This window comes from Sphingobium sp. SCG-1, from assembly GCF_002953135.1.
Classification (GTDB): domain Bacteria; phylum Pseudomonadota; class Alphaproteobacteria; order Sphingomonadales; family Sphingomonadaceae; genus Sphingobium.
In genome coordinates this window covers 2,024,128-2,044,649 of sequence record NZ_CP026372.1, presented here as the reverse complement: position 1 = coordinate 2,044,649, position 20,522 = coordinate 2,024,128, and the positions used below count along the sequence as shown (strand labels likewise).

The following is a 20,522-nucleotide window of genomic DNA, read 5'->3' as shown; positions in this document are numbered from 1 at the left end:
TCTTTTCAATAAGCTGTAGCGCGAAGTGCGAAAACTCAGGCAGCGATGTTCATGGGCTCCAGGCCCGCAAGGCGCGTGAACACGGGCGGCACCGGTATAGCGCGAGGAGATAAGTCGAACACCGCCTTGGCGATCGCCGAAATATGTGCGGGTGTCGATCCGCAGCAGCCACCTAATATGTTCACCTGCCCCTCGGCGGCCCATTGGCGCACTAGGCCCGCCGTTTCTTCCGGCAACTCGTCATATGCGCCTAGTTCATTGGGCAGGCCCGCATTGGGATAGACCATGATCAGCGTGTCGCAAATGCCGGAGAGCGTCTTCACATGCGGCCGCAACTGCTCCGCGCCGAACGAGCAGTTGAGGCCAATGGTAATCGGCTTGGCGTAGCGCACCGCATACCAGAATGCCTCGACGGTGTGCCCGGAAAGATTGCGGCCCGACAGGTCGGTCAACGTCATGGACATCATGATTGGCACGTCCTTGCCAGCGGCTTGGGCAGCCTGCTGCGCGGCCATGATTCCGGCCTTGGCATTCAGCGTATCGAACACCGTTTCGATCAGGATGAAATCGACTCCGCCGACGATCAGCGCATCGCACTGTTCGCGATAGACGGCCGTCAGTTCGTCGAAATCGATTTCGCGATAGCCCGGATCGTTGACGTCCGGGGAGAGCGAGAGCGTCTTGTTCGTCGGCCCGATCGCGCCGGCGACGAAGCGAGGCTTGCCGTCCCTTGCGGCGGCAGCATCGGCGAGGCGGCGGGCGATCTGCGCGGACGAGATGTTGATCTCGGCCACCAGATGCTCGGCGGCGTAATCGGCCTGGCTTATACGATTGGCGCTGAAGGTGTTCGTCGAGACGATGTCCGATCCCGCATCGAGATAATCCTGCGTGATCTTCTCGGGCACCTGCGGCTTGGTCAGGGCCAGGATGTCATTGTTGCCCTTCTGGTCCTTGGTAAGGCCAAGGGTGCCTGCGTAATCGGCTTCGGAGAGCTTCCAGTTCTGGATCTCGGTCCCAAATGCCCCGTCGGTCATCAGGATGCGTTCGCGGGCGGCGGCGAGGAATGTTTCGCGAATGCTCATGCGACAAGTTCCTTCGGTTTCGCGGCCACGGTCGGGCGAAGGCCGAGCAAATGGCAGATGGCGTAGCTCAATTCAGCTCGGTTCAGCGTGTAGAAGTGGAAATGCCGCTCTCCGCCTGCATAAAGTTTGCGGCAAAGCTCAGCCGCGATCGTGGCGGACACGAGTTGTCGTGTAGCCGGGTGATCGTCCAGCCCTTCGAACAGGCGGTCCATCCATGGCGGGATCGCCGCGCCGCACATCGCGGCGAATTTGCGGGTCTGGCTGACGTTGGACACGGGCAGGATGCCGGGTACGATCTCCGCGTCGATCCCTGCTGCTGCGGCGGCGTCGCGAAAGCGGAAATAGGCGTCGGCGGAAAAGAAGAACTGGCTGATGGCGCGGCTGGCGCCAGCGTCGATCTTGCGCTTCAGATTGTCCAGGTCGGACTGTGAAGTAGAGGCCTCAGGATGTGTTTCGGGATAGGCCGCCACGGAAATATCGAACGGATGCAGCGCCTTAAGTCCCGTCACCAAATCAGCGGCGCTGGAATAGCCATGGGGATGCGGAACGAACGCCTGCCCTTCCTCCGGCGGATCGCCACGCAACGCGACGATGTGTCTCACGCCCGCCTGCCAATAGGCGTCGGCGACTTCGGCGATCTCATCCTTGCTCGCGCCGACGCAGGTGAGATGCGCCGCAGCCGAAAGGCCTGTTTCCTTTGCGATCCGGGCAACGGTCGCATGCGTACGCTCCCGCGTCGAACCGCCCGCGCCATAGGTCACGGAGACGAAACGCGGCCCCAGCGGCGCGAGCGTTTCGATGCTGCTCCAAAGCTGCTGCTCCATCTTCTCGCTCTTGGGCGGGAAGAATTCGAAGCTGACCTGCGCGTCGCCGGAGAGATCGGCGAACAACGGCACATCGAGCGCGCGGCGGGCTTCCTCCATCTGGGAAAGCGAGAATGTCATGCTGTACGTCCTTTCAGGGCAGCGGCATCGATGGGCACCACTTGCGCCCTATGCCTGCGCCCCAACCAAATCTTCACTGTCAGTTCGCCGCCGGGCAGCGTGCGTTCGGATACCATATCGAGGCCCGCCGCCGCGAACCATGTTTTGATCTGTGCGTCGGAAAAGCCGAGACGGGCATGCTGGTCACGCACGCGCAAATCCTCGCGCTGATGCGGTGCGAAGTCGGCGATCAGCAGGCGGCCATCGTCGCTCAGCACGCGCGCGGCTTCCGCAATCACGGTCTCGGGTGCCTGCGCATAATGCAACACCTGATGGAAGATCACCGTATCGGCCTCCGCATTCTCCAGCGGCAGTGCCGTGAAATCGCCCATGACGAGGCGATATCGATCGGGCGTGTCGCCGGGCAGCTTCGCGCGGGCGAGCCGGAGCATGTCGGGGCTGCGGTCGATCGCCGTGATGCGCTCGGCCTCCGGCCCGAAAAGCTGGATCATCCGGCCGGTCCCGGTGCCGATGTCGAGCAGATGACCGATCGCTTCGCCGGAAAGCGCGCTGCGCATCGCCGCCTCTACTTCCCCCTCGGAAATGTGGAGCGAGCGGATCGCATCCCATTCCTCTGCATGTTGCGTGAAATATTCGTCCGCCGCACGGGCGCGATCGTTACGGACCGCTGCGAGCCGCGCGAGATCCGCCGCCTGCCATAAGGCTTCGCCGTCCGATGGCGTCACCTTGCCGAACAGCGCAAAGAGCGGCGTAAGATTTTCGTCGCGGCTGAGCGCCAGGAACACCCAATTACCTTCCTTGCGGCGCTCCACTACGCCCGCTTCGACAAGGATACGAACGTGGCGGGATACGCGAGGCTGGCTCTGCCCAACGACTTGCGCGATTTCCCCCACTGCGAGTTCCATGGCGCGCAGAAGATGCACGATCCGCAAACGAGTCGGATCGCCCAAGGCGTGAAAGAGATCCAGCAAAGCCATAATGGCTATATAAAGATTTCTTTATATGCGTCAATCTGCAAACGAGCCTGTTATCTCGGGCTGCAACCATATTGATGGTGCAGTGCAGGATAGGGATTGCCTTAAGCTAAGCAAGCCAGTAGATAACGCTGTTGCAGGCTTCGGGGGTGAGCTACCATTTAGCGAACCTGCACGGTTTTTATCATTAGAGGGGTTTGCCCATGTCCAAGTCTATTTCTCTGTCGCTCGTTCTTGCCGCTTCGCTTGGCCTCGCCGCTTGCTCGGGTGCCGCGGAAAACAACACCGCCGCCACCAACAACGCCGCAGTGGAAAATGCTTCCAACGCAGCCGAGAACGCCATGAATGCGGCCGAGAACGCGACCAATGCGGCTGGCAACGCTACCAACGCGGCGAACGCCATGAATGCGTCCAACGCGATGTAATTCGCCGTCGTCCGGCGACGGATGACGCTAAAAAGGAGTCGCTTCTTTTGGGAAGCGGCTCCTTTTTTATTGGGCGAAATCTTCGCCATAGGGTGGTTAGGTTCAAGACATGCGGAGGGTCGTGAAAATGCGCTTAGGGATTTTGCTTGGCATCGGACTTCCGCTCATGCTCGCCGCCTGCGGTGAGAGCGCCTCGGGCGATGGCGTGGGCGGGGTGACGGCGGGTGAGGCGCGCGCACTAAACGACGCCGCCGAGATGCTGGACAAACGCCCAGCCTCTCCCGCAGCGCAAAATGCCGGCGATCAGGATTAGTTGCTAAAGGTCGAGGCCCTGGCGCGGCCCGACGTCAGGGCTGTGTCGCGAGCAGATATGTCTGACGCAGCGTGTCGATCGGCTTCAACTTACCCTCGACTTCGCAATGCCAGAACGTCCAGCCATTGCAGGACGGCGCATTCTGTAGCGTAGCGCCGATCTTGTGGATCGACCCCGTTTCGGTGCCGACCATCAACGAGCCATCGGCACGGACTGCTGCCTGCCAGCGCCGCTTTGCGTCCGTCAGGATTGTCCCCGGCGCAAGATAGCCGGTCTCGACCAGTGTTCCGAACGCCACCTTGGGTGCCTGTCGGGAAGATTGCATGATGGTGAGCGCGGACTCATCGAGCGGCAGCGCTTCTTCGATGCGTTGCAGCGCGACCTCGATATAGCTGTCCTCACGCTCGATACCGATCCACTTACGGCCCAGACGCTTGGCGACCGCGCCAGTAGTGCCGGTGCCGAAAAACGGGTCGAGCACGACATCGCCCGGCTTCGTGCAGGCGAGCAACACGCGATAGAGCAGCGCTTCGGGTTTTTGCGTCGGATGCGCCTTGGTGCCGTTGCGCTTCAGTCGCTCCTGCCCGCCGCAGATTGGGAGAACCCAGTCGGAGCGCATCTGCAACTCGTCATTGAGCGTCTTCATTGCTTTGTAGTTGAATGTATAGCGCGCGTCCTCGCCCTGGCTGGCCCAGATCAGCGTCTCATGTGCATTAGTGAACCGCGTGCCCTTGAAATTGGGCATCGGGTTGGCCTTACGCCAGATGATGTCGTTGAGAATCCAGAAGCCCTGATCCTGCAATGTCGCGCCAACGCGGAAGATGTTGTGATAGCTGCCGATAACCCAGATTGTGCCATTGGGCTTCAGGATACGGCGGGCTTCCTTGAGCCAGAGCGTCGTGAAACGATCATAGGCCGCGAGCGTATCGAATTTGTCCCAGTCATTGTCAACGGCATCGACGCGGCCGCCTTCAGGCCGGAACAGGTCGCCGCCCAGTTGCAGATTATACGGCGGATCGGCGAAGATCATGTCCACGCAGGCGTCGGGCAGTTTCGCCATTTCCGCGATGCAATCGCCCCGGATCAGGCGATCGGCTTCGATCGGTGCGGCGACGGCGGGCTGCGCAACGCTCTTCTTCTGCCGCGTAGCTACGCGCTCCATCACACCCATCTTACTGCCCCCGTTTAGTCGTGAGGCATGGATGAGTCCTCCCGGAGTCGCCGTCAAGTTCAAAAACTTAAGCGTCGGTGTTCATACTATGGAGGAACGCGCAGGAACGAAAGCGGTAGCCACGAGATGTTGAGTCCGGTGTGGCTAGCGGGACTCCATATGTCGTGGTGTGACTGGCAGGACTCACTTCGCCGCCGATCGCATTTTTTTATGGGGCTACAGCAGGAGAAGCTGCGCCACGGGTGCGAAACTGCGGCGGTGCAGCGGCGTAGGTCCATGTTCGCGTAGCGCGGACAGATGCGCCGCGCTGCCATAGCCCTTGTTACTCTCCCAGCTATAATGCGGATGCTCGCGGGCGGCGGCGACCATCATGCGGTCCCGTTCCTCCTTGGCAAGAATCGAAGCGGCGGCGATGGAAAGGCACAGCGCGTCGCCACCGATCACGGGTGTCGATGGATAGTGCCATTTCGGGCAGCGATTGCCATCGACCAATATGTGGACGCAATGGTGGCTGAGCGCCTCGACCGCGCGCGTCATGGCAAGCATGCTGGCCCACAATATGTTGAGGCTGTCGATTTCCTCGACACTGGCCATGCCGATGCCGAAACATATCGCCCTTGCCCGGATTTCGATTTCGAGGGCGGTGCGGCGCGCGGGGGACAGCACCTTGCTGTCGTCCAGGCCATCGGGGCAATTCGCCGGGTCGAGGATCACGGCGGCGGCGACCACAGGCCCGGCGAGCGGCCCCCTTCCCGCCTCATCGACGCCGGCGACATGGCCCGCATGGCGCGATTCATGGGAGAAATCAGGCATGGTCGTCCCATTGCGCGGCCAATGCCGCTGCATCGAAGCCCTGCTCGTTGGTCGTAGCAAGGGTGTAGTAAAAGGGCGTCGTGCCCATCGCATGACCAAGGGGGCCGTGGCCTTTGCCAAGGCCCGGTGCATGGTGCAAGGCTCCGGCAACAAAGGCTTCGGCACGGTCCACTGCGTTTTCAACCGACAGCCGGCGCGCTATCCCGGTCGCGATAGCGCTTGCGAGAGTGCAGCCGGTGCCATGCGTGTGGCGGGTTTCGATCCGCGCCATGCGATATTCTGACACGCCCGACGCGCGGATCAGGAGGTCGTGGACACTGGGTTCATCGTCCTGCGGCTGGTCGGGAAGATGGCCGCCTTTGGCCAGCACTGCGCAGCCGAAGCGGCGGGCCAGTGCCTGCCCAGCTTCCTCCAGCGCGTCGACAGTCTCGATGTCCATGCCTGTCAGCGCGGCGAGTTCCGGCACATTGGGCGTGATGAGCAGCGCCATGCCCATCAGCCTCTCGAACGCGGCAACCGTGGCGGTATCCGCCAGCGTAGCGCCGCTGGTCGCGACCATTACGGGATCGAAAATGATGGGAATGTCGCGCAAATCGGCCAGGCGATCCGCCACGGCATGCGCGGTCTGCGGCGAGCCGATCATGCCGATCTTGATTGCGTCGATGCCAAGATCGTTGGCGACGCTGTCGATCTGGTCGATCACCATGGGCGCGGGAATGGCGTGGACGCCCTGCACGCCCAGGGTATTCTGGGCCGTGATGGCGGTGATAGCCGTCATCGCATGGCCGCCGAGCATCGTCACGGTCTTGACGTCCGCCTGAATACCCGCGCCGCCGCCGCTGTCCGACCCGGCAATGATGAGGACGCGCGGGATCATCAGCCTTTGAACATACGCTTCGTGGAGGCAGGATTGGCGGCGAGCGCTTTGCCCATGCGCGTCGGGCGATCCATCAATTCGCCGCCGCAATTGGGGCAGCGATCGTCCAGCGCCTCCGCACAGGGCGCGCAGAAGGTGCATTCGAACGAGCAGATGAACGCACCGGGCGCATCGGCAGGCAGGTCCGTGCCGCAGCGTTCGCAATCGGGACGCATGTCCAGCATCTCAGGCGGCCGCCTTTTCCACGGCGGCGCAAATGCGGTCCACGACATCCTTCACCTGCGCTTCGCTGTCGCCTTCGGCCATGACGCGGATGACGGGTTCGGTGCCGGACGGGCGGATGACCAGCCGTCCTGTGCCTTCCAGTTCGACTTCAGCCTGCGCGATGGTGCGTTGCACGTCCTGATGATCCAGCGGCTTGCCACCGGAGAATCGGACGTTCTTGAGAAGTTGCGGCACGGGATCGAACTGGTCCAGCAATTCGCTGGCGGGCTTGCCGCTGCGCACGAGGGCAGCGAGAACCTGCAACGCGGCAATGGTGCCGTCTCCGGTGGTCGCATAGTCCGACAGGATCATGTGGCCCGACTGTTCGCCGCCGACATTGAACCCGCCCTCGCGCATTCTTTCAAGCACGTAGCGATCGCCTACCTTGGTACGCTCTAATGTGATCCCTTGGCCGCCCAGGAATCGTTCGAGGCCGAGGTTGGACATGACCGTCGCGACCAGCCCGCCGCCGCGCAACGTGCCTTCGCGTGCCCAATTGGCGGCGATCAGCGCCATGATCTGATCGCCGTCGACGATCTTGCCCTTCTCGTCCACGATGATGAGACGATCCGCATCGCCATCCAGCGCGATGCCGATATCCGCGCCCGCCGTCAGCACCGTTTCCTGCAACAGCAGCGGCGACGTGGAGCCGCAGCCATCGTTGATGTTGATGCCATTCGGCGTCACACCCACAGCGATGACCTCCGCACCAAGTTCCCAGAGTGCGGACGGCGCGACCTGATAGGCGGCGCCATTGGCGCAATCCACGACGATGCGCAAGCCATCGAGGCGCAGTTCCGCCGGAAAGCTCGACTTCACGGCATGAATGTAGCGGCCCCGCGCATCTTCCACGCGGCGCGCGCGGCCGATGTCGGCGGAGGGCGCGAGTGCGATATCGCCCTGAAGCAGCGCCTCGATCTTCATCTCGTCGGCATCGGAGAGTTTGTAGCCATCGGGGCCGAACAGCTTGATGCCGTTATCATAATAAGGATTGTGACTGGCCGAGATCATCACGCCAAGGTCCGCGCGCATCGAATGGGCCAGCATCGCCACGGCAGGCGTCGGGATCGGCCCGAATTGCACCACGTCCATGCCGACCGCTGTGAACCCGGCGACGAGGGCATTCTCCACCATATAACCCGACAACCGCGTATCCTTGCCGATCACCACGCGATGGCGATGCTTGCCGCGCAGGAAGTGCGTGCCCGCCGCCATGCCGACCTTCATGGCGAGGTCCGGCGTCATCGGCCATGCGTTCGTGCGGCCCCTGATACCGTCGGTGCCGAAATACTGCCTGCTCATGGACGCTCCGCAATTCGTGTCGCTCGACAGGCGCAACATAGCCGGTCTTTCAATAGCCTATACCGAAACCGGATCGACAATCCACCACCGTGCGGCCATTCAGATGGCATGGAATCGTTCAACCGCGCCGTGGACGCGCTCTCTGCCGCCGTCTTCTTCAAAATCCCGATGTTCGGCGTGCAGATCGAGTTGATCGTCCTCTATCTGGCGCTGCCGATGCTGTTCTTTACGGTGTGGCTGGGCTTTCCCAATTTGCGGGCCGTGGGCCATGCGTTTCATGTGCTGCGGACGCAACCGCGCGAGGGAGAGGCGAAGGGCGACGTCAGCCAGTTCGCGGCGCTTACCACGGCATTGGCGGGCACGATCGGCCTGGGCAATATCGCGGGCGTTGCCGTTGCGCTGACGATGGGGGGGCCGGGCGCGATCCTGTGGATGTTCGTCATCGGCTGGTTCGCGATGACGGTGAAGATGGCGGAGGTGACGCTTGGCCTTAAATATCGCGTGCTGGACGCGCGAGGCCATGCGCATGGCGGGCCGATGTATGTGCTGAAGGCCGTGCTGGCGCGCAAGGGCTGGCCGCGCGCAGGGTTTGCAATCGGCGCGCTCTATGCGTTCTTCGCGTTGTTCGGCGCGATCCCGATGGTGCAGGTGAATCAGAGCTATGCGGCGGTTTCGGCGGTGACGGGATTTACCAACGGCTGGGTGTACGGGATCGGGCTGGCGCTGGCGGTATCGCTGGTCACGTTGGGCGGCGCGGCATGGCTGGGGTGCGTGGCGAGCCGACTGACGCCGCTCAAGGTGGCGGTCTACCTTGTCGGCGTGTTTGCGATATTGATCCTGAACTGGACGGCTGTTCCGGGTGCATTGGCGCAAATCTGGGACGGGGCGTGGAACGGCACAGCGGCGGCGGGCGGCGCCATTGGCGCATTCGTTGCAGGTATGCGCCGCGCCGTGTTCGCGAGCGAAGCAGGTGTTGGATCGGCAGTGGTGGCGCATAGCCTCGCCCGCACCGATGAGCCAGTGTCGGAGGGCATGGTCGCCCTGTTGGAGCCGTTGCTCGGCACCATGATCGTCTGCGCTTTCGGTGGCCTGGCGCTGGTGGTCGCAGGGACGTGGAATACGGGACTGGAGGGGATCAACATCACCACCGCCGCCTTTGCGGGCGTGGCGGGATGGTTTCCCTATGTGCTGGCCGTCGCGGTGGTGTTGTTCGCCTATTCGACGCTGGTAGCATGGGGCTTCTACGGATTGCAGGCGTGGGGCTATTTGTTCGGCCACAAGCCGGGTACGCAACTGACCTACAAGATACTCTATATCGTCGCGCTGCCGCCCGCCGCCGTGATCGACTTAGGCCGCGTCATCAGCATCGTCGATTGCAGCTTCTTCCTGATGGCCATTCCCAATGTGGTTGCGCTGTATCTCTGCGCGGGCGAATTGCGGCGCGACGTGCGGGATTACTGGATGCGCGTGCGCGGCAAAGCGGTGGCGGCGCGATAGGCTCGCGCCGCCACCGCTTCACCAATCAGTGCTGGTAAGCCTTGGGCAATTCGCCTGGAGCAGGCGTCGCATAACGGTCGCGCAGCCTTAGCTGTCGATTGTCGAGCGGCTGTTGCTGGCCGTCGATGAACACCGCTGTCGGCGCGGATGTGAGTTCCAGCGGATCACCGTCCCATATCACCACATCACCGACGTGCCCTGCTTTCAGCGACCCCAAGCGATCGCCCATGCCGATGGCTTCGGCAGGTGCGGAGGTGATGGCGCGGAGCGCCTGTCCCCAACTAAGGCCCGTCGCACCGGGGATCTTTTGCAATGCGACCATGTTCCCTGCCTGCTGCAAGGCCCAACGCAGTTGTGTGGCGTCGTTGCCCTCCGTCATGCCGAGCGCGACCAGCACGCCAGCGGCCACCATCCGGCCGACGTTCGACTGCGTGGCGGCCAATTTCTCGAAACTGGCGGGCAGATCGGTAAGGCCCGCCGTGATGACCGGGATCTTCGCAGCGGCGATCTGTGGTGCGACGCGCCAGCCTTCGGACGCGCCCACGAGGATCAACTTCAGCGTCGGGAACTCCGTTCGCAGGGCGATGACGCTCAGGATATCGGCGCTCCGCTCGACATGGACCAGCAACGGCACCTTGCCCTGAATAACCGGCACCAGCGCCTTCGCGTCTGCGCGGAGCAGCAGGCTGTCCTTTGATCGGCCGTCGTAGCTGGCGGGATTGCGTGCGTAATCCTGCGCCTCGCCAAGCAGGCTGCGGAACAGCAATTGAGCAGCAGCGCGACTGCCCCCTGCCTTGGCCGCACCGCTCTCGCCCAGTTCGACATATTGGAACGCCTGCGCCTTCGTGACGGCATCCATATCCGCGCCCAGATCGATAACGGCGCCCTGCCCCGCGAAGATGTTGCCGCCTGCGGTGGGGACGACGACTGCGCGCGTGATGCCGCTGGTGCGGTTAATGGCAATCGGATTTGCTTCCGGATTGATCGCCGTTGCGACATCGATCGCGGCCGAGAATGGCGACTTCGGTGAATCGCTGTCTTCGGTTTCGTCTACGGCGTCCACTTCGACCAGCCCGATGCGCGAAAAGCCCGACATGATGCCCGGCGTAATCCACTTGCCCGATGCGTCGATGCGTTGCGCGCCGGCGGGTATGGCGACATTCGCACCTGCCGCAGCGACCTTGCCATTTATGATGACGACCGTACCGTTGTCGATCGGTTCGGAGCCATCGCCAATGGCCAGCTTTCCGCCGGTGATGGCAATAGTCTGCGCCATGAGCGGCAGTGACAATGCCGAAAGCGCCGCGGCGCAGGAGAGCCCGATAAGAGTCTTGCGGTTCATTTCGTGTCTCCCGCGCCGACTTGGCCGAGTTCGAAGTCGCTCACCGGACGGCGTTTGGGATCGTTGGCGTCATACATCAGCGCGCCGTCGATCCAGACGCGTTCGGGGCGCGTGTAGATGCTGAAGGGGTTCCCGTTCCACAGGACCACGTCGGCCATCTTGCCGGGCTTGAGGCTACCCGTCTTGTCGGCAATGCCCATGGCTTTGGCAGGGTTATAGCTCAGCCATTCCCACGCGATCTCCTCGGGGATGTCGATGCCCATGCGCTTTCCTGCGGCGCGGGCCTTGGACGCTTCCTGATAGAGACGCTGGATGCCGTTTTCGTCATCGCTGTGGACGATGGCGCAGGCGCCCGCATTGTGGACGAGGGCGATATTCTCACGAATGCCGTCATAGCTTTCCATCTTGAAGCCATACCAGTCGGCCCACAGTGCCGAGCAGATGTTGTTCTGCTTCAGGAGGTCGGCGATCTTGTAGCTTTCGACGGCGTGGTGGAACGCCGTGACATGATAGCCGAACTCCTTGCTCATATCGATGACGTTGGCCATTTCGTCGGCACGATAGCAGTGGTTGTGGACGAGGATCTTGCCCTCCAGAACGTCGGCCAGCGTTTCCATGGCGAGATCGCGCGTCTGGTCCTTGTTGGCGGCGCGCTTGATCTGATAGGCGCGGGCCTTGATCCATGTCTGGCGATCGACGGCGATGTTGCCCATCCGCGTGCTGGGTTCGCGCCCCTTGCGGCCATAGACGCGCTTTGGGTTTTCGCCGCACGCCATTTTGAGGCTGTAAGGTGCGCCGGGGAACTTCATGCCCTGCTGCGTGCGGGCAGGCACGTTCTTGAGTGTCACGCCGCGCCCGCCGAACAGGTTCGCCGAGCCGGGCAATATCTGCAGCGAGGTGACGCCGCCATTGACCAGCGCGCGGGAGAAGCCGGGATCTTGCGGCCAGATGCTGTGTTCCGCCCACACGTCTGCGGTGACAGGTGAGGTCGCTTCATTGCCGTCACTCAGCGCATCGACCTGCGGCGAAGGATAGTCGCCGAGATGGCTGTGGATATCGATCACGCCGGGCGTCACATATTTGCCCGTGCCATCGAACACCGCGACATCGGCGGGGATCGGTGTGTCGGAACCACCCACCGACGTGATCTTCCCGCCGGAGAGGAACACGACGCCGTTCTCGATGCGGCCACCCTCTCCGTCGAGGATAGTCGCGCCCCTGATCGCTGTCGGCACACCTGGATAGGCGACGTAAGTAGAGGGATAGGGATTTTCCGGTTCGGTCGAGGAGCCGGGCGCTTTGGAGTTGGCAGTCCTTGGCTCTTCGCCAGTAGTGGCGCAGGCGGCGAGCAGGATCGGCAGGACCAGTGATATTGCCGGAAGGCGCATTAACGTTGTTCTCCGTTGATGGAATAGCCGACGGCCGCCGGTTCGGCGATTTCGTTTGCGCCGGGCAGAGGGCCAGTCTCGGTCAAAGTATCGAGATGCATCATCTTCCGAATGACGGGAGAGACGAGCACCACGAGGACGCCCACGACCATGACCGCCCAACCCAATCGGCTATAGACCTCCAGAACCGTGTCGGGGCCTGCTCCTTCGCCGCCGGTAGCGCGCGCGATCAGTCCCGCGACAAAGTTGCCCGCCGCAGTCGCCAGGAACCAGGTGCCCATCATCAAGCCTGCGATGCCGCCGACACTAAGGCGCGTCATGGCCGAAAGGCCGACGGGCGAGAAGCAGAGTTCGCCCATGGTGTGGAAAAGGTAGATGCCAAGGATGAAGATGACTGGCGTCAGGTTCGCGCCAGCCGCCGCCGCGCCGCCTACCAGCACCAGGAAGCCGACGCCGATGAGGATCAGGCCGATACCGAATTTGGCGGCAGTGTTGGGTTCCTTCCCGCGCCGGCCTAGCCATGTCCACAACACGGCGAACAGGGGCGCGAGCAGGATGATGAAGAGCGAATTCACTGATTGGAATACCGAGGCAGGCACGTCCCAGCCAAGGATGCTGCGATCGACACGCCGGTCGGTGAAGATGTTCAGTGAGGAGCCTGCCTGTTCGAAGAGGCCCCAGAACAGCGGATTGAGGGCGATCAGGAAAAGCGCGGCGAGAATGCGGTCTCGATCGATTTTGGTCATAGTCGTGAATATCCGGTACAGGATATAGACTACCGTTGCCAAAGCGAAGACGAGCAACGCATAGCCGACCACGTCCTGATAACGGATCAGGCCCCAAATCCCGACCACCGACAGGGCAGCGGCGAGATAGATGGTCCATTCTTGGCTAATGCCCAGGCCCGATCGCTCTTTCAGGCGGAGCGGCTGGCCCGGTTCGCCCGCACCGCGCAATGTGGGGCGACAGAGGACGAACACAACGAGACCCAGCAACATCCCGACGCCCGCGGCACCAAAGCCCCAGGCCCAACCCATCGTCTCGCCCAGCACGCCACACACGATCGGCCCCAGCATGCCGCCGATGTTGATGCCCATGTAGAAGATCGAATAGGCCGGATCGCGGCGCAGATCGTCACGCGGGTAAAGCTGCCCCACCATCACGGAAATATTGGCCTTTAGGAAGCCAGTGCCGATAATGATGAAGGATAGTGCGAGATAGAAGCCATTGAGGTGGAAAATGTTCTGCCCGGTCGGCCCCTCGGTAATCGCGATCAGGAAATGACCGATGGCAATGAAGATGCCGCCGCAGAGTACAGCCTTGCGCGCGCCGAGATAGCGGTCAGCCAGATATCCCCCGATCACCGGGGTGATATACACCAGTGACGTATAGGCACCGTAGATCAGATAGGCTTTGTCGTCGCCGAACAGGAAGTGCTTTGTCAGATAGAATATCAGGAGCGCCCGCATGCCGTAGTAGGAGAAGCGCTCCCACATCTCCGCGAAGAAGAGGACGAAGAGGCCCGTCGGGTGGCCGAGAAATGTCGCTTGCGACTTTCCGGTCAGATCATATTGCGTCGCCATGCGGCTAAACCCTGTTCTTGTGATTTGCCGCTTGCTCGATAGCGGCATGTGTATGCAGCCTAACGCAAGGAATCGCTGTCTGTCAAAATGTTGCTTTAGTTGGGAATAATATTCCAAGAGCAAGGGTACGCTTGCGCGCCGATGTAGCATTCCCCATTTAGCGCGGATGTTCAACGACACCTCTTCCCCGCTCGCCTTGTTAAGAACGCGCCGGTCCGGCAAGCCGCGCGATCTGGTGGCCCCCGGTCCCGATGCGGGGCAGCTTAAGTCCATCCTCGAAGTGGCCATGCGGACGCCGGACCATGGAAAACTTGCGCCGTGGCGGTTCGTCATCGTGCGCGACGACCAGCGCGAAGCGCTCAGTGATCTGTTGCGGCAGGCCTACCGTGTGGAGAACCCCTCGGCGGGGCGACTGGAACTGGACTCAATGGAGCAGTTCGCGAAGCAAGCCCCAGCCTTGGTCGTGGTGCTGTCTTGCCCGAAGGCGGGGAGCAAGATTCCCGTCTGGGAGCAGGAGCTGTCGGTCGGTGCCGCGATCATGAATTTGCTGAACGCGACCCATGCCAGCGGATTTGCGGGCGGATGGCTGACCGGCTGGCCGAGCTATAGCACGGCCGTGCGTGATGCGTTTGGAGCGGGAAATGAACGCATCGCCGGGTTTGTTTTCATCGGAACACCTAGCCGCGCGCTGGAAGAACGGCCACGGCCAGAATATGATAAAATCGTCACGGAATGGGACAGATAATTACCTTCAATATTGGGATTTGATAGCAATCCTACCTTGACGTGAGCGGCTGTATTATGGCACTGCATCAGTTATGGCTGATGAAACTAAACCCGTCTATCTGCGCCTTCGAGAGATAATTTCCGCATCGATATTGGACGGTGCATATGGAGACGGGGACATGCTTCCCTCGGTCCGTGCCTTTGCCGCCCAGCAGGGAGCGAACCCCCTAACTGTTGCAAAAGCCTATCAAAGTTTTCAGGATGACGGACTGATTACGGTGAAGCGTGGCGTGGGCATGTTCGTAGCGGAAGGCGCTTCCAGACGGCTGCGCCGCGCGGAGCGGGCGCATTTCCTCGAGAATGTCTGGCCCCCTGTGGCGGCGCAGATGCGACGAATCGGGGTGTCGCTCAACGATCTGTCGATCGAGGAAAATGCTTAAGATTTGCGGCGTGTCGCGGCGTTTATCGTGGCGAGATGGCCTCTGACGACTGTATTTCCCGGCGATAAAGCGACTGCCTTTTCCAGCAGGTCCAAACTCGCCTGATTGCGGCCCCTGGCCTTGAACAGCATCCAGCCATAGGCATCGCTCGTCACGGGCGATGAGGGGAACATTCGGTAGGCGTGGGCGGCGTAGACGCTTGCCTGCCGCGCGTCCCCTAGCCCTAGATACGCCCATGCAAGATCCGTCAGCAAATAAGCATCGTTATTGCCCAGTTTTGCCCGAACGGACTCAAGAGCAGCGGCGGCGCGCTTCCAGTCGCCCGCCCGCATCCATGCTGTAGCCGCCAGCCGATTGGCCGCAATGCTGTCCGGGTTCTGTTCAAGGTACAGCGCCAGCGCCTCCTCCGCCTGTGCGGTTTGTCCGGCGCGGTTCCATGCTGCCGCAAGACGCAACGCGATGCCCTCAGAATAACTCAGATTGGCGGCGGCGGCATAGCTGCGCGCGGCCTGATCCCAGCGTCCCGCCTCCGCCTGCGCATCGCCGACCGCGACATAGGCTTCCGGCGCACCCCGGTTGGCGTCGCGCAGGATCGTTGCACGGGACAATGCAACGCTCGCGTCGCCCTGCGCCAGAAGCACGCGCACATAGGAGATATTGGTGGGCGCGACCCGCATGTCCGCATTGGCGGCGACGGCAAGAGAAGGCAGGTCGGGGTCAAGCGGCAGCAACGCCGATGAGCCGAGATCTGGACGCGATGCCCGCGCGCGCAGAGACTGCGCCGCACCGGCATCGCCCAAGGCCTCGTGCACACGGCCTGCGAGCAGCAGGGTGTAGCTGTCGGCATCCGCACGCGATGCAAGCGGCGTCACCGTCGCATCAGCCTCGCCGAATTCGCCGGCCTGAAACAGCGCGCGCGCATAAAGCAGCCGCGCTTGAAAGTTGAAGGGTTGCCACTGGACAAGGGATGCGAGTTGGTCGGCCGCCAGCCTCGCATTCCCACTGTCCAGATGAAGGACACCGCGCAGCAATAGGGTGGCAGGCTGATCGTCGAGCCTGTTGCCGACCTTCTCCAACATCTGTCGCGCAAGGTCCATATTCCCCGCGCGCGCAGCCAGCACGGACTGCATGAAATAAGCGCGAGGATTGTTCGGGTCGAGTGCGAGTATACGGCGCGTCAGGGAGAGCATCCGCTGCGCTTGACCCATGTCGGCCAGCGTTGCGGCATATTCGACCAGCGCAGGCAGATAGTGGGCGTCCGATGCCAGCGCCTGTTCGAACCAGGGAAGCGAAGCCTTCGCTCCATATTGATCGCGGATCAGTTCCGCACGCAGGGTTAGGGCCGCAGGCCGCCGTGGAGCAAGCGCCATGGCACGATCGCTGGCGACGAGCGCCGCCGCACGATCTCCGGTGCTCAAATGAAAGCGGCCAAGGTCGATCCATGTGTCGGCGTCGTTGGAATCAAGAGCGATCGACTTGTCGAACGCGGCGGCGGCTTGCGGGATTTGGCTGAGCGCCTGGAACGCACAGGCGGCGATGCGCGCAGCATAGGCGGCCTGCTGCGGAATGACGTCGTTTGCCTGCGCTTCCTTCAGGGCAGCTTCCGGTTCGCCGCTCAACAGTAAGGCATGAGCCATCAGGTGCCGCGTATTGCGCGGCGGCGCGCCCAATGTTCTGGCGCGGTCGAGTTCACCCTTTGCGCCCGCGCCATCGCCCAGCGCCAGCAGCACGCGCGCCTGTGCGACGCGCGCGTCGGCCCAGTCGGGATCGGCGCGGATGGCGTTCATCAGTTCGACGCGCGCGGTGCGCGGATTGCCCTTCGCAAGAGCCGCGATCCCACGCTGGACCATGGCGCGCGCATCGTCGCTGTTCCCGGCGAGCAGCGTCTGGATTGGCGCAATAAGGGCGACGGCCCCGAGCAACGCTGCACCCGCCGAAACAATCCAGCGCCGCTTCATGACGCCTGGATTTCGTATTGTTTAAGGAGGTCGTAGAGCGTCGGTCGGCTGATCCCGAGAATCTTTGCAGCGCTCGAGATGTTGCCCTGCGACGTTGCGATGGCGCGGCGGATCGCGCGCCGGTCAGCGACTTCGCGAGCAGCGCGCAGGTTAACGAGTTCGACGCCCTGCCCGTCATCAGGCAAGTCGAGGTCGGCGGCCGTCACCAGCTTGCCGTCGGCCATGATGACGGCGCGCTTCATCCGGTTCTCCAGTTCCCGGACATTGCCGGGCCAGTGCCATGCGTCCAGCGCCGCCAGCGCATCAGGCGCGAGACCCTTGACCAAAGGGTTCATGTCGCGTGCAAATCGCGTGAGGAAATGCTTGGCCAGCAGGGGCGGGTCGCCCGAGCGGTCTTTCAGAGCGGGAATCGCGATGACGATTTCGGCGAGGCGGTAGTAAAGGTCTTCGCGAAAAGTGCCTGCAGCGATCATCGACTCCAGGTTTTGATGGGTGGCGCATACGATTCGCGTGTCGACGGGAATCGCCTGCCGCCCCCCACGCGATCGATCACGCGTTCCTGAAGAAAGCGGAGCAGCTTTACCTGTACCGGCAGGGGAATGTCGCCGACTTCATCGAGAAACAGCGTGCCGCCCTGCGCCATCTCGATCTTGCCCGGTGTTGCCTTCACCGCACCAGTGAACGCGCCCTTCTCATGGCCGAAAAGTTCTGACTCGAGCAGGGTTTCCGGAATGGCCGCGCAGTTGATCGCGACGAAAGGCTGATGCTTGCGCGGGCTGGCGTCGTGCAGGCCCTGTGCGAGCAGTTCCTTGCCTGTTCCGCTTGCCCCCAACAACATGACCGACACGTTGGCGGAAGCTACGCGTTCCACCGTGCGCGCGACTTTCAGCATTTCAGGGGCACCTGTGATGAGGCTCCCCAGCACGCGATTGTCGGCTCCGGGCTGATCGACCAGCCGCGCATTTTCGCGTTCCAGTGCATGCACATGGAAAGCGCGGCTGACGATGAGGCCCAATTCGTCGATATCGACTGGCTTCTGGTAAAAGTCGTATGCACCGCCCGAAATCGCGTTCAACGCGCTTTCACGCGCGCCATGGCCGGAGGCGACGATCACTTTCGTATCCGGCTTCACGCGCAGGATTTCCGCGAGCGTGGCGAAGCCTTCGGTGGTGCCATCGGGGTCCGGCGGAAGGCCAAGATCCAGCGTCACGACATCGGGCGCTTCGGCGCGAAGCAATTCGATGGCTTCTTCTCGGTCGCCCGCAATGAAGACCTGATAATCGTCATAGGCCCAGCGCAACTGCCGCTGAAGCCCTCTATCATCCTCGACGATGAGCAATTTGGGACGCGTGTCCGCCATCAAGCTGCCCTTTCCTGTAGTGCATGTCGCTGCGGCGCACGCGGCAGCGTGAGTGTGAAGCTGCTGCCTTCGCCAAGGCGGCTTTCCACGTCGATGCGTCCGCCCATACTGTGCGCAAGCTCGCGCGCTTCGAACGCGCCGATGCCGAAGCCGCCCGCCTTGCTGGAGGCGAAGGGCTTGAACAGGTCGCGGCGCACGAAGTCGGCGGTCATGCCGCAGCCCTTGTCAGCGATACGCACGGTGACACCGCCGTCGCGTTCCCCCAGATGGACGATCACGGGCACGTTGGCAGGACTGGCGTCGATGGCGTTCTGGATGAGGTGTAGGAGTATCTGCTCGACGCGTTGCGGGTCCGCCAGCGCGTCCGGCGACGTTCCCATGATTTCCACCGGGTGCTGCCGCGCGCGCGTCGCCGCGACGGCGCGAGCAATGGGTGCTATGTCGATCGCTGTCGGTTCTTCCTGCCGCCCTTTGTTGTGCTGCGAAAGACGCGCGAGCAGATCGTTCATCTTGCCAACCGAGTCCTTCAGGGTGAGCAGCATGTCGGCGCGAAAAGCCGGGTTTTCCGCATGGCGCTCTGCATTGCGGGACAAGAGCGATAGCTGGCTCACCAAATTTTTGACGTCATGCATGATGAACGCGAAGCGCCGGTTGAATTCGTCGAAGCGGCGCGCGTCCTCCAGCGCCTGTTGCCCCTGCGCCTCGCTGATGTAGCTCGCGACCTGCCGTCCGGCAGCGCGGAGCATGTCGAAATCCTCCCAGTCGAGGCGGCGATCCACGAGCGGGCGGCCCAGCAATATGGCTCCAGCCAAGCGATTGAAGTGAATGAGTGGCACCAGCGCCCACGCGCCGTGATCCGCGAGCATCCATGGTGCGACCTTAAGCGGACTCCCGCCGATACGTGCCGCATCGATGTCAACGATCCACCCGCTATGCTCCAGCGCTGCGGCATCATGCGGACTGAGCGCCTCGTAAGCACAGGCCATCTCGGGCCAATTCCAGAGGCATTCGACTGACAGGCCGCCATTGTCGTCGCGCAGGAGGAGAAGTCCCGAGGAGGACTCAGTGATGTCGGCAACTGCCTTGACAACGCGCTCGTGCAGGGGCGCGCCGGATGCGCCGATCGTATCGATAAAGCGCGTCCACTCGACGCGATAGTCATAGCGATGCTGAAAGAAATGCTTGGAGATCAGCACATGCACCCGCGCCCTGACACGATGCGCAGGCAGCAATACGAGCGATGTGACGAGCGCGGCAAACAATATGCCCGTCTCGATCAGGTGCGCCTGCGGGCCGAATATCCACTCGATCGCCGCCACGACAAATCCCAGCAGGCTGAGGTATACGCCGACCGCCACGAGGGAGAACGAACGGAACGCCACTGTACGGGAAACGCGCAGCCGCCACTCTCCACCGCCGCGCAGCCCAAGGCCCATCACCATCGCGACCATCGTCATGAACAGCCCACGCATGGCGTAGAGTTCGGCGAAACTGCCCTGCGTGATCGCGGTCAGCGTGTAAAGATTGAGGTCATAGGTCCACATCGCCGCCAGCCCGGCCATGATAAGCGCGATGCGGGCGCGCCCTTCGGGGGCAGAGATAGTGTAAAGATTATGGACCAGCACCAGCGCGCCCACGGCGAACACCATGTGCAGCATCAGGCTCGCCATCACCAACGCTTCGAAGGAGGAGGCGAGATATTCGCGCGGCGCAAATTCTGCCGTCATCTGAAGCAGGAGCACACATCCAAGGATCGCGTAAATGACCGTGATGGACGCCGGATGATCCGAAAGCCGCCCCTCCCCCCGCCGCAGCATCACGAACATGAACAGGAGCCATGCGGCGTTGCGGACGCTTTCGGAGATGCCGGACAAAGGTTCGGTAACACCGCCGAAAGCCGTATGCAGTGCCCAGAACGCCGTCATGAATATCGCGGCGCACAGGAGGTTACGCTCCAGCGTAGCCGCATGACTGCGGAGGATATAGATGGTGAGCGCCGCGAACATCGCCGCCGCAAGCGCGTGGCCACCATCTCCCATGAACTGGTAGAGCATCGCCACGAC

General features: G+C 62.3%; 18 protein-coding genes and 1 pseudogene. 5 read left to right on the top strand and 14 right to left on the bottom strand.

From position 1 onward, the window contains the following. Positions 1-35: 35 nt before the first annotated feature. The 3 genes from C1T17_RS09415 to C1T17_RS09405 are packed head-to-tail and all read right to left on the bottom strand — an operon-like array spanning position 36 to position 3,006. Positions 36-1,082: a homocysteine S-methyltransferase family protein gene (locus tag C1T17_RS09415; RefSeq protein ID WP_104953222.1), complete on the bottom strand. Its 1,047-nt coding sequence runs from the start codon at positions 1,080-1,082 to the stop codon at positions 36-38. Continuing rightward, positions 1,079-2,026, bottom strand: a complete 948-nt coding sequence (gene metF / locus C1T17_RS09410; protein ID WP_104953221.1) for a methylenetetrahydrofolate reductase — start codon at positions 2,024-2,026, stop codon at positions 1,079-1,081. The genes C1T17_RS09415 and metF overlap by 4 nt, the downstream gene beginning before the upstream one ends. Beyond that, a complete protein-coding gene (locus C1T17_RS09405) occupies positions 2,023-3,006 on the bottom strand; it encodes an ArsR/SmtB family transcription factor (RefSeq protein ID WP_104953220.1) in 984 nt (327 codons plus the stop codon). The genes metF and C1T17_RS09405 overlap by 4 nt, the downstream gene beginning before the upstream one ends. A gap of 197 nt (positions 3,007-3,203) precedes the next feature. Here C1T17_RS09405 and C1T17_RS09400 point away from each other — a divergent pair, with 197 nt between their 5' ends. Together C1T17_RS09400 and C1T17_RS09395 are read left to right on the top strand one after the other, a co-directional pair. Further along, complete coding sequence (locus C1T17_RS09400) at positions 3,204-3,425, top strand: circumsporozoite protein (RefSeq protein WP_104953219.1); 222 nt, start codon at positions 3,204-3,206, stop codon at positions 3,423-3,425. 127 nt (positions 3,426-3,552) lie between these two features. Beyond that, positions 3,553-3,738 (top strand): hypothetical protein, encoded by a 186-nt coding sequence (locus C1T17_RS09395; RefSeq protein WP_104953218.1) that lies wholly within the window; start codon positions 3,553-3,555, stop codon positions 3,736-3,738. Positions 3,739-3,772: 34 nt separating this feature from the next. On the opposite strand, the gene C1T17_RS09390 is transcribed toward C1T17_RS09395, so the two are convergent. From C1T17_RS09390 to glmM, 5 genes are all read right to left on the bottom strand, one after another. After that, positions 3,773-4,909 (bottom strand): site-specific DNA-methyltransferase, encoded by a 1,137-nt coding sequence (locus tag C1T17_RS09390; RefSeq protein ID WP_104953217.1) that lies wholly within the window; start codon positions 4,907-4,909, stop codon positions 3,773-3,775. 216 nt (positions 4,910-5,125) lie between these two features. Next, entirely contained in the window at positions 5,126-5,722 is a 597-nt protein-coding gene (locus C1T17_RS09385) for a ribonuclease HII (RefSeq protein ID WP_104955116.1), read from the bottom strand. Continuing rightward, a complete protein-coding gene (thiD, locus tag C1T17_RS09380; protein WP_104955117.1) occupies positions 5,715-6,602 on the bottom strand; it encodes a bifunctional hydroxymethylpyrimidine kinase/phosphomethylpyrimidine kinase in 888 nt (295 codons plus the stop codon). Before thiD ends, C1T17_RS09385 begins: the two co-directional genes overlap by 8 nt. Beyond that, a complete protein-coding gene (locus C1T17_RS09375; protein WP_104953216.1) occupies positions 6,599-6,823 on the bottom strand; it encodes a DUF1272 domain-containing protein in 225 nt (74 codons plus the stop codon). The genes thiD and C1T17_RS09375 overlap by 4 nt, the downstream gene beginning before the upstream one ends. Position 6,824: 1 nt before the next feature. Further along, positions 6,825-8,165, bottom strand: coding sequence for a phosphoglucosamine mutase (glmM, locus tag C1T17_RS09370; RefSeq protein ID WP_104955115.1), 1,341 nt, complete (start codon positions 8,163-8,165; stop codon positions 6,825-6,827). Between the two features lie 108 nt (positions 8,166-8,273). Here glmM and C1T17_RS09365 point away from each other — a divergent pair, with 108 nt between their 5' ends. Continuing rightward, complete coding sequence (locus tag C1T17_RS09365; RefSeq protein ID WP_104953215.1) at positions 8,274-9,662, top strand: alanine/glycine:cation symporter family protein; 1,389 nt, start codon at positions 8,274-8,276, stop codon at positions 9,660-9,662. A 25-nt stretch (positions 9,663-9,687) separates the two neighbouring features. Here C1T17_RS09365 and C1T17_RS09360 read toward each other — a convergent pair whose 3' ends face one another. The 3 genes from C1T17_RS09360 to C1T17_RS09350 are packed head-to-tail and all read right to left on the bottom strand — an operon-like array spanning position 9,688 to position 13,975. Next, positions 9,688-11,004: an amidohydrolase family protein gene (locus C1T17_RS09360; protein WP_104953214.1), complete on the bottom strand. Its 1,317-nt coding sequence runs from the start codon at positions 11,002-11,004 to the stop codon at positions 9,688-9,690. Continuing rightward, a complete protein-coding gene (locus C1T17_RS09355; RefSeq protein ID WP_104953213.1) occupies positions 11,001-12,392 on the bottom strand; it encodes an amidohydrolase in 1,392 nt (463 codons plus the stop codon). Before C1T17_RS09355 ends, C1T17_RS09360 begins: the two co-directional genes overlap by 4 nt. Next, positions 12,392-13,975, bottom strand: a complete 1,584-nt coding sequence (locus C1T17_RS09350; RefSeq protein ID WP_104953212.1) for a peptide MFS transporter — start codon at positions 13,973-13,975, stop codon at positions 12,392-12,394. The genes C1T17_RS09355 and C1T17_RS09350 overlap by 1 nt, the downstream gene beginning before the upstream one ends. A gap of 166 nt (positions 13,976-14,141) precedes the next feature. Here C1T17_RS09350 and C1T17_RS09345 point away from each other — a divergent pair, with 166 nt between their 5' ends. Then, positions 14,142-14,720 (top strand): nitroreductase, encoded by a 579-nt coding sequence (locus C1T17_RS09345; protein WP_104953211.1) that lies wholly within the window; start codon positions 14,142-14,144, stop codon positions 14,718-14,720. A gap of 73 nt (positions 14,721-14,793) precedes the next feature. Further along, positions 14,794-15,141: a GntR family transcriptional regulator gene (locus tag C1T17_RS09340; protein WP_104953210.1), complete on the top strand. Its 348-nt coding sequence runs from the start codon at positions 14,794-14,796 to the stop codon at positions 15,139-15,141. Here the strand turns inward: C1T17_RS09340 and C1T17_RS09335 are convergent. The 3 genes and pseudogenes from C1T17_RS09335 to prsK all read right to left on the bottom strand — a co-directional run bounded on the left by C1T17_RS09335 (position 15,138) and on the right by prsK (position 20,519). Continuing rightward, entirely contained in the window at positions 15,138-17,099 is a 1,962-nt protein-coding gene (locus C1T17_RS09335) for a tetratricopeptide repeat protein (protein WP_104953209.1), read from the bottom strand. The genes C1T17_RS09340 and C1T17_RS09335 overlap by 4 nt on opposite strands. Then, a pseudogene (gene prsR / locus C1T17_RS09330) lies at positions 17,096-18,459 on the bottom strand (PEP-CTERM-box response regulator transcription factor). Before prsR ends, C1T17_RS09335 begins: the two are co-directional and overlap by 4 nt. After that, on the bottom strand, positions 18,459-20,519 hold the full coding sequence (prsK, locus tag C1T17_RS09325; RefSeq protein WP_104953208.1) for an XrtA/PEP-CTERM system histidine kinase PrsK: 2,061 nt from the start codon (positions 20,517-20,519) through the stop codon (positions 18,459-18,461). The pseudogene prsR and the gene prsK overlap by 1 nt, the downstream one beginning before the upstream one ends. Between the last annotated feature and the right edge of the window lie 3 nt (positions 20,520-20,522).